Genomic DNA, 13,187 nt, shown 5'->3' with positions numbered 1-13,187 from the left:
GGCGGCTTTATTCGCGTTGCTTGCGCAATGCGAACCATCCCGCCACTGCGGTAAACGTGACAATGATGGCCACCACAATCCAGAAACCGTGTGGATGGTCTGCCCAGGGAATGCCTCCCACATTCATCCCCAGCAAGCCCGCAATGATGTTGATGGGCAAAGCCAGCACGGTCACGATGGTCAGCACAAACAGGCTGCGGTTATTCGCCTCCGCAACCTGGGCCGCCACCTCTTCCTGCAGGGACTTGATGCGCTCCTGCAACGCGGCCATATCGCTGAGCGCCACGGTGAATTCCTCGGTGGATTGGCGCAGGTCCTGCAAGTCGTCCTCGCTGATCCAAGTGGGCGGTTTGTGCAGCAGCCGAAACAGCGCAGCGGGTTCGGGTGCCAACAGGCGCTGCAGGCGCACCAGCAGGCGGCGCAGGCTGCCCAGGCCGGCGCGCTTGGTATTCAGCCGTCCCGCCAGCAGCTGGTCTTCAATGGTGTCCACGCGGGTCGTGGTGTTGCGCACGATGGACACCAGCACATCGCCCTGGTCATGCATCAGGTGCACCAGCAGGGCCACCGAAGATGCGAGCCGGGTGCCACGCCGCACGGCATCGCGCAGCCGGTCGATGGAGCGCAGGGGTTGCAACCGCGCGCTGACCACCAGTCTGGGGCCTACCGACAGCCAGAGGGTAGAGATGTCGGCAGGCTCGAAGGCAAAGTCGTAGTGCACATCGTTCACCACGGCGACCAGCATCTCGTCGTCCAGCTCCACGCGGGTGGAGCGCGACCCGTCTTTGAGCGATTCGTAAAACAGGTCGGACAGCTGCAGATGGGTTTGCATCCACTGCGCGGTGGCCGCCTGCGACAGATTGAAGTGCAGCCAGACAAAACCCTCCTGCGGGCCCGTGCCTTCGTGGGCATTCAGCCACTGCAGGGCTTGTTCGGTATCCACCGGAATGCCCTGGCCCTGGGCGCCAAACTGGAAACCGTAAATCAGCCCGGAAGAGTCTGCGCCATAGGGGGTGGAGGGAGTCGTGCTCATGAACGGTTCTGTGGTTGGGTGGATAAAAGCCCCAGGCCCTGCGCGAGCGAGGCGACGGCATCCAGTGTGAATTCACCCTGTTGTACCCGATGCACCACCTCGCCGGGGGCCAGGCACATGAATTCCTGCACCTCGCCATCCTGGTTGTGCGGCACCACTTTGGGCGCCAGCGTGAGGTTGAAAACCAGCAGGGTTTCGTCGTGCCAGCCTTCTTTCTCGGGGCGTGCGGTGCGGCGCGCGCCCGCGTCCACTAGTGCGGTGGCGCCCATCTGCAGGCCGGCTTCCTCCTGCAATTCCCGCAGGGCGCAGTCCAGCACTGTTTCGCCCGCAGGCAGGCCACCTGCGGTCACGTTGTCCAGCAGGCCCGGGTCGGTGGCCTTGTTGGTGGCGCGGCGGCCGCACCACAGTCGCCCATCGGGGGTAAATCCGTTGATATGTACCGCATGGCTCATGAGGCCCAGGTAGCGAAAGCCGGCGCGTTCTACGGTCAGAAAAGGCTGCTGCCCCAGCAAGGGCATGGAACAGCCGGTGTGCCAGAACGCAAATGCCTCGTCGCGCCAGCCCGGCAACAGGCCTTGGGCACGGTCGCGCTCCAACAGGCCCTGCAGCACGGTGCTGCGTTGGACGCCGCTCCAAGACTCACTGTGCCAGACGAGGTGGTCGTGCTCCCAATGGCAATCGGCCAGTTGAGCCAGTAGTTGCTGTGCCCGGGTTGCGGGCAACCAGCCCAGGTGTTGGGATGGCGTACACCATGCGACCCAACCGGCGGGCGGTGTGTGTTCACAGGGCTTCTGCGTCAAAGCGTTGCGTTCCGCCGCGCTGAGCTTCTTCAGAAAGGCATGGGCTCCCGAGGGCCGGGGAGAGGAGGTAGTCAGGGTCGTGCGCCGTGGTGGAGATGAACGCCCATGGTACCCAAGGCCTGTGACAGCCGGTTTAAATCTCCGCTCCCTCGACCAGAAAGCGCACGCGCCGCACGCCGTTCCATTCGTCCGCATCCAGCCGGAAAGCCAGCGTCACCTTGGGTGGCAGCGGGTCCGTGTGGCCGAACCAGATGCCGTCCACGGGCTGTCCCTGGTGCTTGAGCTTCAGGGCCAGGTGCTTCTCTCCCACCAGTCGCTGTGACACGACTTCCACCTCTTCGCTGAAGGTGGGCGCCGCAAAGCCTTGGCCCCAGACTTCCTTGTGCAAGGTGTCCACCAGGTCGACCCGCCGGTATTCGGGGTTGAGCGGGCCATCGGTTTCCAGGCGGCGCGTCAGCGTGGCGGCGTCCAGCCACTCTTGGGCGACTTCATTCAGGCCGTTCTCGAAGTCGTTAAAAAACTCTTCGGCCACCGTGCAGCCCGCGGCCATGGCGTGGCCGCCAAAGCGCAGGATGACGCCGGGGTAGCGCTTGGCCACCAGGTCCAGCGCGTCGCGCAGGTGGAAGCCGGGGATGCTGCGGCCCGAGCCTTTGAGTTCGTGCTCCTTGCCCTCGGCGGCGCTTGCGGCAAACACAAAGGTGGGGCGGTGCAGCTTGTCTTTGATGCGGCTGGCCACAATGCCCACCACGCCTTCGTGGAAGTCAGGGTCGAACACGCAGATGGCGGGTGGCGGCTCATCGCCTTCGTCAAACAGGCTCTCGGCAATCATCATGGCCTGCTCGCGCATGTCGCCTTCAATTTCTCGGCGTTCGCGGTTGATTCCATCCAGCGTCTTGGCCAGCTCGTCGGCGCGGCCGGGGTCGTCGGTCAGCAGGCACTCGATGCCTAGCGTCATATCGCTCAGGCGGCCTGCTGCGTTGATGCGTGGGCCCAGGGCAAAGCCAAAGTCGAAGGTGGTGGCCACCTCGGCCTTGCGTCCGGATGCTATAAAAAGGCTAGCTAGTCCCGCAGGCATGGCGAGGGCCCGCACACGTTTTAACCCTTGGGCAACAAGGCGGCGGTTGTTCGCGTCCAGCTTCACTACATCGGCCACGGTGCCTAGCGCCACCAGGGGCAGCAGAGCGTCCAGCTTGGGTTGGGTGGTGGCGTCAAACACGCCGCGTTTGCGCAGCTCGCCGCGCAGGGCCAGCAGCGTGTAGAACATCACGCCCACACCAGCGATCGACTTGCTCTCAAACGTGCAGCCGGGCTGGTTGGGGTTGACGATCACATCCGCATTGGGCAGTTCGGCGGCGGGCAAATGGTGGTCCGTCACCAACACCTGCAGGCCCAGGGCCTTGGCGCGCGCCACGCCGTCCACGCTGGCAATGCCGTTGTCTACGGTGATCAGCACGTCGGCGCCGGACTGCTTCACGCGCTCGCTGATGGGCGCGGTCAGACCGTAGCCGTCCACCACGCGGTCGGGCACCAGGTAATCCACGTGTTGCCCGCCCAAGAGGCGCAGGCCGCGCACGGCCACGGCGCAGGCGGTGGCACCGTCGCAGTCGTAGTCGGCCACGATGCAGAGCTTCAGGTTTTGCGCGATGGCATCGGCCAGCAGCACGGCAGCGCGGTCCACGCCCAGCAGGGTGCTGGGGGGCAGCAGCTTGGCCAGCGCGTCGTCCAGCTCATCGGGGCTGTGCACGCCGCGGGCTGCGTACAGGCGGGCCAGCAGCGGGTGCACGCCAGCTTGTTCCAGCGCCCAGACCGAGCGGGGAGGGATGTCGCGGGGGACGATGTTCATAGGGTCAACAGCAATTCTTGCGGTGGGGGTGCGGTGAAGCGGCGCTGCAGGCGGTTCCACCAGGCCGTGTTTTTGAGTTCGAACGTCGGTGCCAGTCGCTCGCCACACAGCGTGAGCTGCAGGGGCTGGCCAGCCTTGGCGCGTTGCAGCAGCGTGGCAATCAGCGTGCTGTCTAGCGTGTGCCAGGCCTTGAGCCATTGGTAGGCGTCGTCGCGCAGCGCTGCAGCTTCCAGGGCCAGCACCATATCTATGCGCTCCTCGGGAGCCAGCGGCGTGTGGGCGGGCAGGCGGCCCGTGCCGCTGATCCAGAAGGAGTTGACCGTGGGCTGGCCCTGGGCGCTGCGGGCGTCGTTCACCGGGTGGGTGTAGAGCAGCATCTGCATTTCGTTTTGCAGGCGGCGCAGGCCCTGGGCCTCGGGCTGGCGTGGCATCCAGTTGTCCACCTGGGTGCCGCAGGCGCGCGCCAGCGACGCGGTGGGCAGGTCGGTGAACACCGCGCCATGGGCCAGCCAGGTGCTGTTGGACAGCGCATGCAGGCTGATACCGTCTTCGGCAAAGTAGGGCTGCATGGTGGCGCGCAGCGCGTCTGACGCATGGGCGCCCAGAGCCAGCGTGTCGGGGTGGTCCATCGCCACATGGTCGGCGTTGATCTGCCAGTGGCAGGGCGTGATCCAGGCCCAGCCCGTGGTGCCATGCGCCTTGGTCAGGCCCAGGTGCTCAGCATCCAGGGCAGCCCAAGGCACCAGACCATCAGCGCCCTGCAGGCCCAGGCTCTTGGCGCGCACCCGCTCGTGCAGCGGCGTGAGCGACTCTACCGAGCCCAGCAGGGGCGGTGTCGGGTCCAGCAGGCTAACCAGTTCACCCAGGTTGGGAAGGCTCAGCTGCGCAATGGCCGCCTGGCACTGGGGGCCGGCCGGGGCCGCATGGGGAATAACGGTGTGCATGGCAGGATTGTCCCGCATGGATGCCACAATCCGGCCACCCCAGCACTTTGTCACCTATTAATGCAACTGCCCTACGAGCTCACCATTGGCTGGCGCTACACCCGCGCAGGCCGTGCCACCCGGCGCAATGGCTTTATTTCCTTCATCTCGGGCGTGTCCATGCTGGGCATTGCGCTGGGCGTGGCCGCCCTCATCATCGTGCTGAGCGTGATGAACGGTTTCCAGAAGGAAGTGCGCGACCGCATGCTGGGCGTGGTGTCACACATCGAGGTCTATGCCGCAGGCGGCGTGGCCCTGCCCAATGTGAACCAGACCCTGGCCCAGGCCAAGGCCAACCCGCAGGTGATTGGCGCTGCGCCCTTTATTGCCGCGCAAGCCCTGGTGGCCCGTGGTGAAGAAATGAAGGGGGCTTTGGTGCGCGGCATCGACCCCGCGCTGGAGCCCCAGGTCTCTGACGTGGCCACCGGCGCGCAGGGCGCCGTTCTGGCCCAGTTAGTGCCGGGCGAGTTTGGTGTGGTGCTGGGTGGCGAGCTTGCGCGCAGCATGGGCGTGATCAAGGGCGACAAGATCACGCTGGTGGCACCCAGCGGCCAGGTCACCCCGGCCGGCGTGGTGCCGCGCCTGAAGCAGATGACGGTAATGGGCACGTTTGATTCAGGCCACTACGAATACGACTCGGCCCTGGTGTTTGTGCACTGGGAAGACGCCGCCAAGATCTTCCGCCTGGAAGGCCCCACCGGCGTGCGGCTCAAGCTCAAGGACCTGCACCAAGCACGTGAGGTGGCCGAGGAACTCAGTCACACCATGACCGGCGACCTGCTGCTGCGCGACTGGACGCGCCAGAACCGCACCTGGTTTGCCGCGGTGCAGGTGGAAAAACGCATGATGTTCATCATCCTTACGCTGATCGTGGCGGTGGCTGCGTTCAACCTGGTCAGCACGCTGGTGATGACGGTGACCGACAAGCGCGCCGACATCGCCATCCTGCGCACGCTAGGTGCCAGCCCACGCAGCATCATGGGCATCTTCGTGGTGCAGGGCGCCATGGTGGGTGTCATCGGCACGCTGGCCGGCCTGTTGCTGGGGTTGGGTGTGGCGTTCAATATTGATGTCATCGTGCCCGCGCTGGAACACGCGCTGGGTGCCAGCTTTTTGCCCAAAGACATTTACCTGATCAGCCGCATGCCCAGCGAGCCGCAGCAAAGCGACATCGTGCCGATTGCGGTGATCGCACTCATCATGGCCTTTGTCGCCACCCTGTACCCGAGCTGGCGTGCCAGCCAGGTGAACCCTGCCGAGGCCCTGCGTTATGAGTGATGTGTTGTTACAAGCCACGGGCCTGACGAAGCGGTTTCACGAAGGTCGCCTCGATGTCACCGTGCTGCACGGAGTAGACCTCGAAGTACGTCGCGGCGAGACGCTGGCGATTGTGGGGGCCTCGGGCTCCGGTAAAAGCACCTTGCTGCATCTGTTGGGTGGGTTGGATGCGCCCAGCGCCGGCAGCGTGACGCTGTGCGGTCAGGCGTTGGCCGGGTTGGACGCAGCGGCGCAGGGGCGCCTGCGCAACAAGCACCTGGGCTTTGTCTACCAGTTTCACCACCTGCTGCCTGAGTTCAGTGCGCTCGACAACGTCGCCATGCCATTGACTATTCGGCGTGTAGCCCCCGTAGATGCTGCGCTAGCAGCTACAAAAATGCTAGCGCTGGTGGGACTGGAGCACCGCGTACACCACCGCCCGGCCGAGCTGTCGGGGGGCGAACGCCAGCGCGTGGCCATTGCCCGCGCGTTGGTGACCAACCCCGACTGCGTGCTGGCCGACGAACCTACCGGCAACCTGGATCGCAGCACGGCTGACGGCGTGTTCGATCTGATGCTGACGCTGGCGCGCGACCAGGGCACCACCTTTGTCATGGTGACGCACGATCCCACGCTGGCCGCGCGCTGCAGCCGTCAGCTGCAGCTGGTGTCGGGGCGCTTCGCGTCCTAGGTTTCCGGGGGGGGGCAGGCAGGGCGACTGGCTTGCGGTTTGCTGACGGCATCGGTTCCACGCCGGCGGTTCAAGGGTTCCCGCGGATGGTGCAGGGGCAGGGTGGGTCCTAAGCTGGGCGCATCCAGTTTTCAGAGAAGTACTATGAACCGTCGTTGGTCTTTCGCCGTGGGTTGGTTGGTGGGCCTGGGCCTGTCTTGGGGTGTGGCCGCCCAAGAGGTCAAACCGCTGCGCATCGGGCTCATTGGCCCGTTCACGGGCCCCTCGGCCGACTTTGGTCTGCCCATGCTCAATGGCGCCAAATTGGCCGTAGACGAAATCAACGCGGCGGGTGGCTATCTGGGGCGACCGCTGGAGCTGGTGATCAAGGACGACACCGCCAATGCTGACGTGGGCTTGCAGCAATCCCAAGAGGTACTGAAAGAAGGCGTGGTCGGCACCATCGGGTTTTGCAACACCGGGGTTGCCATGAAATCGCTGGAAACCTTCCAGACCGCCAAGGCACCGCTGATCGTCCCCTGCGCCACCGGCACCCCCATTACCGCCAAGTACCCGGCGCCTGAGAGCTATATCTTTCGCACCTCGGCGCGCGATGGCATCCAGGCGCCGTTTGTGGTGGATGACATCGTGAGCCGTGGCTGGACCAAGGTCGCCATCTTTGCCGACAAGACACCATATGGCGAAGGCGGCATGAACGACGTGGTGAAGGCGTTGGCTGCCAAAAACTTGCAGCCCGTGTTTGTCGCGCGCTTTGATCTGGGTGTGAAGGACCTGCAGGCCGAACTGAAGGCCGCGCAAGCTGCAGGTGCCAATGTGGTGTTCAGCTACACAGTGGGGCCGGAGAACGCGGTGATTGCCAAGGGCCGCCAGGCCCTGAAGTGGGCCGTGCCCCAGGTGGGCGCCTGGCCGCTGTCGTTTCCGTTTTTCATTGACGGTGCCAAGGAAGCGGCCGAGGGGGCGCTGATGGCGCAAACCTTCATCGCCGAGCCCAGCAACGAGCGGCGCATCTCCTTCTTGACGGCCTACGCACGCAAGTTCAATACCAAAAAAATCACCGTGCCCATGGCCGCGGCGCAGGCCTACGACACGGTGTACCTGTTGACCTACGCCATCCTGTCCATCCGGGACGGCAATTTGTCCGGCCCTTCGGTCAAGGCGGCGCTGGAGGCCATGCCCCGCGTCTACTACGGGGTCACCGCCACGCATGAGCGCCCCTTCAGCAAGGACGACAAGGACGCCATCACCAGCAATATGTTGGTGATGGGCCTGGTGAAAAATGGTGCGGTGACTTTCGCCTACCCCGAGGACCGCACGCGCAACCTGTTTGTGCAGCGCAAACGCTAGACCTCCGCGGAGCCCCGACAATGGCGGCATGCGCTGGATAGATACCCACTGTCACCTCGATGCCTTTGTGGCAGGCCAAGAGCTGGACGCCGTGCAGCAGCGCGCGCGGCAAGCCGACGTGGTGCACTGCGTGATTCCGGCGGTGGAAGTGGCCAACCTGGACACGGTGCGCCAACTGGCCCATGCGGGTGGCCACAGCTATGGGCTGGGCATCCACCCGCTGTACGTGCCCACGGCGCAAGACGACGCGCTGGCCGCGCTGGCGCAGCAGTTGCAGGCCCACCATGCCGACCCGCGCCTGGTGGCCGTGGGCGAGATCGGCCTAGACTACTTTGTGCCCCAGCTCACCCAAAGCCCTTGGCGCGAGAAGCAAGAGACGGTTTACCGCGCCCAGCTCAAGCTGGCCCGCCAGTTTGAGCTGCCTGTGGTGCTACACGTGCGGCGTTCGGCCGACCGTCTGCTCAAGCATCTGCGCGAGGTGGCGGGCCCTGGCGGGCGCTGGCAGGGCATTGCTCATGCCTTCAATGGCAGCGACGTGCAGGCGCAGGAATTCATCAAACTGGGCTTCAAGCTGGGCTTTGGCGGAGCGGTGACTTTCGAGCGTGCCCACCAGCTGCGCCACCTGGCGCAGACCCTGCCACTGGACGCACTGGTGCTGGAAACCGATGCGCCCGATATTCCACCGCACTGGCTGTACACCACGGCCGCCGAGCGCGAGGCGGGCGTGCCCCAGGGCCGCAACACCCCAGCCGAGCTGCCGCGCATCGCCCAGAGCATGGCCGAACTGCGCGGCATGCCCTTGGCCGAGCTGGCCGACGCCACCACGCACAACGCCTGTAAAGCCCTGCCGAAGCTGGCCGCGCTGCTGGTATAAATCCCCATGGCACGAAAAGCATCTCTCTCACTCCCCGAAGTCAATTTCTCCGAAGAAGGCGATATCCGCCATCTGCACCTGGGCAGCCAGTGGATCCAGGGCTCTATGCAGGTGGACGCCCCCACGGCGCTGGTGCATGAGTACATCCAGCGCATGATGGCCTGGCTGCTGTTTGTCGATCCCATCACCGTGCCCAAGCGCCAGGCGCTGCAACTGGGGTTAGGGGCGGGATCGCTCACCAAGTTCTGCCATAAAGAACTGCGGATGAAAACCACCGCCATCGAACTCAACCCCCAGGTGCTGCACGCTTGCCGCGGCTGGTTCAAGCTGCCGGCGGACAACAGCCGCATGCAGGTGGTGCTGGCCGATGCCTCGCAGGAAATCAAACAAACCCATTGGCTGGGCGCCGTGGATGCGCTGCAGGTAGACCTGTATGACGAAGAGGCTGCGGCACCCGTGCTCGACAGCGCAGAGTTTTATGCCGATTGCCGCGCCACGCTGACCGACGAGGGCTGCATGACGGTCAACCTGTTTGGCCGTAGCTCCAGCTTCCAAAAGAGTGTGGACAAAATTGCCGAGGCTTTTGGTGACGATGCCATCTGGGCCTTCAAGGCCACGCGCGAAGGCAATACCGTGGTGCTGGCCCAGCGCACGCCCGCCCGCCCCAAGCGTTCCGTGCTGGTGGAGCGTGCCGACTTCATCCAATCGCAGTGGGGCCTGCCTGCCGACAAATGGGTGCGCGTTTTCAAACCGGTGCAGGCATGAGCACAACCTCTAAGAAACCCTCGCACGCGGTCGCACCACACATGGGCCCGGTGGATTGGCGCCGCCTGGTGGAATGGCTGCAGCACGACAAGGTGATTGCCGAAGACGAAGCCCAGCGCACCATCAGTCGCTGTGCGCAGGCAGAAAGCTCCCAGCACCCGCTGGTGCGCCTTGCCAGTGTGTCCATGCGCCGCGCGTCGGACCAGAAGCCGCTGGACATGGAAATGCTGACCCAGTGGCTGGCGCAGCGCGCCGGGCTGGAGTATTTGCGTATTGACCCGCTCAAGGTGGACGTGGGCAAAGTGGCCGACGCCATGGGCGCGGCCTATGCCGAGCGTCACAAGATACTGCCCGTGGTGGTTACGCCCAGCGAAATCACTGTGGCCACGGCTGAGCCTTTCATCACTGACTGGGTGGCAGAGGTGGAACGCCAGAGCCGCCGCAGCGTCAAGCGTGTGGTGGCCAGCCCGCAGGAGATCACCCGCTACACGGCAGAGTTTTATGCACTGGCCAAGTCCGTGCGCGCGGCCAGCAAATCGGGTGTGAACAACGGTGCGAGCTTTGAGCAGCTCGTAGAGCTGGGCAAGAGCAACAAGCAGCTGGACGCCAACGACCAAGGCGTGGTGCAGGTGGTGGACTGGTTGTGGCAGTACGCCTTCGACCAGCGCGCCAGCGATATCCACCTGGAACCGCGCCGCGAGCAAGGCGTGATCCGCTTTCGCATCGACGGTGTGCTGCACCCGGTCTACCAGATGCCCATGGGCGTGCTCAATGCCATGACCGCGCGCATCAAGTTGCTGGGCCGCATGGACGTGATCGAGAAGCGCCGTCCGCAGGATGGCCGCATCAAGACGCGCAATCCACGTGGCGACGAAATCGAAATGCGTATCTCCACCTTGCCCACCGCCTTTGGCGAGAAGATGGTAATGCGGATCTTTGACCCCGACAACGCGGTCAAAGACCTGGACGCGCTGGGTTTTTCTGCCCACGATGCCACGCGCTGGGAGCAGCTGGTCAAGCGGCCGCACGGCATTATTTTGGTGACCGGCCCGACGGGCTCCGGCAAGACCACTACGTTGTATTCCACCTTGAAGCGCGTTGCCACCGAAGAGGTGAACGTGAGCACGGTGGAAGACCCGATCGAAATGATCGAGCCGTCTTTCAACCAGACCCAGGTGCAGCCACAGCTGGACTTCGGCTTCCCGCAGGGCCTGCGCGCCCTGATGCGGCAGGACCCCGACATCATCATGGTGGGCGAAATCCGCGATCTGGAGACCGCCGAGATGGCGGTGCAGGCCGCGCTGACCGGCCACTTGGTGTTCTCCACGCTGCACACCAATGACGCACCCTCAGCTGTCACCCGGCTGATGGAGCTGGGCATTCCCGCCTACCTGATCAATGCCACGCTGCTGGGCGTGCTGGCGCAGCGCCTGGTGCGCACGCTGTGCAAGCAGTGCAAGGTGCGCGATGAAGAAGCCAGCCGGGATGCGCTGAGCGAGATGGTCAAGCCCTGGCAGATCAACGGTGGGTACAAACCCTACAAGGCTGTGGGCTGCGTGGACTGCCGCATGACGGGCTTCATGGGGCGCATGGGCTTGTATGAGTTGCTGGTGGTGTCTGAAGGCTTCAAGGCCCGGGTCAGCGGGGAGCCAGGCATTGACGCCTTGCGCCGCCAGGCCGTGACCGATGGCATGCGGCCTTTGCGGCTGGCGGGTGCCCTGCGATGTGCGTTGGCGTGGCCTTTGCCTGGGGCGCCAGCGGTTACACCATCGGCAACGGGGCACGCATGGGCCCAGGCTACTTCCCTTTGGTGCTGGGCATTCTGCTCGGTGTTTTGGGGGGTGTCATCACCTTCAAATCACTGGTGGTGGAAACCCAGGACGGCGACAAGATAGGCAAACTCGCCTGGAAACCCCTGGTCTTCATCATCCTGGCCAACCTGGTGTTTGGCGCCTCCATCGGTGGCCTGCCCAGCATTGGCCTGCCGCCCCTGGGGCTCATTGTGGGGATCTACCTGCTGACCTTCATTGCCAGCAATGCCGGTGACGAGTTCAATTTCAAGGAGGTCATCGTGCTGGCCACCATCCTGGCGCTCTTGAGCTACCTGGCTTTCATCGTCCTGCTCAAGTTGCAGTTCCCCGTATGGCCCGCTTTCCTGGCCGCCTGAACCCCCACCGAGGAACTTGACCATGGAACTCTTTAACAACCTCGCGCTCGGTTTTGGTGTCGCCTTCACCGTTCAAAACCTGATTTATGCCTTCGTCGGTTGTCTGCTGGGCACGCTGATCGGCGTGCTCCCCGGCATTGGCCCTCTGGCCACCATCGCCATGCTGCTGCCTGCCACCTACGCCTTGCCCCCTGTGGCGGCGCTGATCATGCTGGCCGGTATCTACTACGGCGCCCAGTACGGTGGCTCCACCACCGCCATTTTGGTGAACCTGCCGGGTGAGTCGTCCTCGGTGGTGACGGTCATTGATGGCTACCAGATGGCGCGCAATGGCAGGGCAGGCCCCGCGTTGGCGGCAGCTGGTCTGGGCTCCTTCTTTGCGGGCTGCGTGGGCACGCTGATCCTGGCGGCGTTCGCCGGCCCCCTGACCGAGCTGGCCTTCAAGTTTGGACCTGCAGAGTACTTCTCGCTCATGATCCTGGGTCTGGTGGGTGCGGTGGTGCTGGCGTCTGGCTCCATCCTCAAGGCGATTGCCATGATCGTGCTGGGCTTGCTGCTGGGCATGGTGGGCACCGATGTGAACTCCGGTGTGGCCCGTTTCAGCTTCGACATTCCTGAGCTTACCGACGGCATCGGCTTCATCGTCATCGCCATGGGTGTGTTTGGCTACGGTGAAATCATCAGCAACCTCTCCAAACACGAGAGTGAGCGTGAGGTGTTTGTGGCCAACGTCACCGGCTTGTGGCCCACCAAGGAAGACTTCCGCAACATGGTTCCGGCAGTCCTGCGTGGTACAGCGCTGGGCGCTATCTTGGGTATCTTGCCCGGTGGCGGCGCGGTGATGGCGTCGTTTGCGGCCTACACCCTGGAGAAGAAAACCAAGCTGCGTCCTGGGGAAGTGCCGTTTGGCAAGGGCAATATCCGTGGTGTGGCAGCGCCTGAGTCGGCCAACAACGCCGGTTCCCAGACGTCTTTCATCCCCTTGTTGACCCTGGGCATTCCACCCAACGCCGTGATGGCGCTGATGGTCGGGGCCATGACCATCCACAACATCCAGCCCGGCCCGCAGGTCATGACCAGCAACCCCGAGCTGTTCTGGGGCTTGATTGCCTCCATGTGGATTGGCAACCTGATGTTGATCATCCTGAATCTGCCGCTCATCGGTATCTGGATCAAGCTCTTGACCGTACCTTACCGCTGGCTGTTCCCGTCCATCGTGCTGTTCTGYGCGATTGGCGTGTACTCCACCAACAACAACACKTTYGACATCTGGATGGTGGGCCTGTTTGGCGTGATTGGTTACCTGTTCATCAAGCTGGGCACAGAACCTGCTCCGCTGCTGCTGGGCTTTATCCTGGGGCCGATGATGGAAGAGTACTTGCGCCGTGCACTGCTGCTCAGCCGTGGGGACTGGAGTGTGTTCCTCACCTCAC

The 13,187-nt window shown here is 64.0% G+C and carries 11 protein-coding genes and 1 pseudogene; 8 read left to right on the top strand and 4 right to left on the bottom strand.

The window, feature by feature from the left end; genetic code table 11:
* Positions 1 to 7: 7 nt before the first annotated feature.
* From AC1DZ5_RS00060 to AC1DZ5_RS00045, 4 genes are all read right to left on the bottom strand, one after another.
* Positions 8 to 1,030 (bottom strand): transporter, encoded by a 1,023-nt coding sequence (locus tag AC1DZ5_RS00060; RefSeq protein ID WP_477884800.1) that lies wholly within the window; start codon positions 1,028 to 1,030, stop codon positions 8 to 10.
* Positions 1,027 to 1,752, bottom strand: a complete 726-nt coding sequence (locus tag AC1DZ5_RS00055; RefSeq protein WP_477884798.1) for an NUDIX hydrolase — start codon at positions 1,750 to 1,752, stop codon at positions 1,027 to 1,029. The genes AC1DZ5_RS00060 and AC1DZ5_RS00055 overlap by 4 nt, the downstream gene beginning before the upstream one ends.
* Positions 1,753 to 1,963: 211 nt before the next feature.
* A complete protein-coding gene (gene recJ / locus AC1DZ5_RS00050; RefSeq protein WP_477884796.1) occupies positions 1,964 to 3,673 on the bottom strand; it encodes a single-stranded-DNA-specific exonuclease RecJ in 1,710 nt (569 codons plus the stop codon).
* Positions 3,670 to 4,617, bottom strand: coding sequence for a phosphoglycerate mutase (locus AC1DZ5_RS00045; RefSeq protein WP_477884794.1), 948 nt, complete (start codon positions 4,615 to 4,617; stop codon positions 3,670 to 3,672). The genes recJ and AC1DZ5_RS00045 overlap by 4 nt, the downstream gene beginning before the upstream one ends.
* A 60-nt stretch (positions 4,618 to 4,677) precedes the next feature.
* Here AC1DZ5_RS00045 and AC1DZ5_RS00040 point away from each other — a divergent pair, with 60 nt between their 5' ends.
* From AC1DZ5_RS00040 to AC1DZ5_RS00005, 8 genes and pseudogenes are all read left to right on the top strand, one after another.
* Positions 4,678 to 5,934, top strand: coding sequence for a lipoprotein-releasing ABC transporter permease subunit (locus AC1DZ5_RS00040; protein ID WP_477884792.1), 1,257 nt, complete (start codon positions 4,678 to 4,680; stop codon positions 5,932 to 5,934).
* Positions 5,927 to 6,604, top strand: a complete 678-nt coding sequence (gene lolD / locus AC1DZ5_RS00035; RefSeq protein ID WP_477884790.1) for a lipoprotein-releasing ABC transporter ATP-binding protein LolD — start codon at positions 5,927 to 5,929, stop codon at positions 6,602 to 6,604. The genes AC1DZ5_RS00040 and lolD overlap by 8 nt, the downstream gene beginning before the upstream one ends.
* 144 nt (positions 6,605 to 6,748) lie before the next feature.
* Positions 6,749 to 7,948 (top strand): ABC transporter substrate-binding protein, encoded by a 1,200-nt coding sequence (locus AC1DZ5_RS00030; protein WP_477884788.1) that lies wholly within the window; start codon positions 6,749 to 6,751, stop codon positions 7,946 to 7,948.
* A gap of 28 nt (positions 7,949 to 7,976) precedes the next feature.
* Complete coding sequence (locus AC1DZ5_RS00025; protein WP_477884786.1) at positions 7,977 to 8,822, top strand: TatD family hydrolase; 846 nt, start codon at positions 7,977 to 7,979, stop codon at positions 8,820 to 8,822.
* A 6-nt stretch (positions 8,823 to 8,828) separates the two neighbouring features.
* Positions 8,829 to 9,587, top strand: coding sequence for a class I SAM-dependent methyltransferase (locus AC1DZ5_RS00020; RefSeq protein ID WP_477884784.1), 759 nt, complete (start codon positions 8,829 to 8,831; stop codon positions 9,585 to 9,587).
* The gene (gene tfpB / locus AC1DZ5_RS00015) at positions 9,584 to 11,482 is read left to right on the top strand and encodes a type IV pilus assembly ATPase TfpB (RefSeq protein WP_477884782.1); all 1,899 of its coding nucleotides are present in this window, start codon (positions 9,584 to 9,586) and stop codon (positions 11,480 to 11,482) included. The genes AC1DZ5_RS00020 and tfpB overlap by 4 nt, the downstream gene beginning before the upstream one ends.
* Positions 11,371 to 11,754, top strand: a pseudogene (locus AC1DZ5_RS00010) (tripartite tricarboxylate transporter TctB family protein); the annotation flags it as partial. The gene tfpB and the pseudogene AC1DZ5_RS00010, both read left to right, overlap by 112 nt.
* 22 nt (positions 11,755 to 11,776) lie before the next feature.
* Positions 11,777 to 13,187, top strand: a 1,411-nt coding sequence (locus AC1DZ5_RS00005) for a tripartite tricarboxylate transporter permease (RefSeq protein WP_477884780.1), incomplete at its 3' end; no start/stop codon positions are given.

It is taken from the genome of Rhodoferax sp. P1_F3 (assembly GCF_056405715.1).
This window is presented reverse-complemented; position numbering and strand designations above follow the sequence as displayed.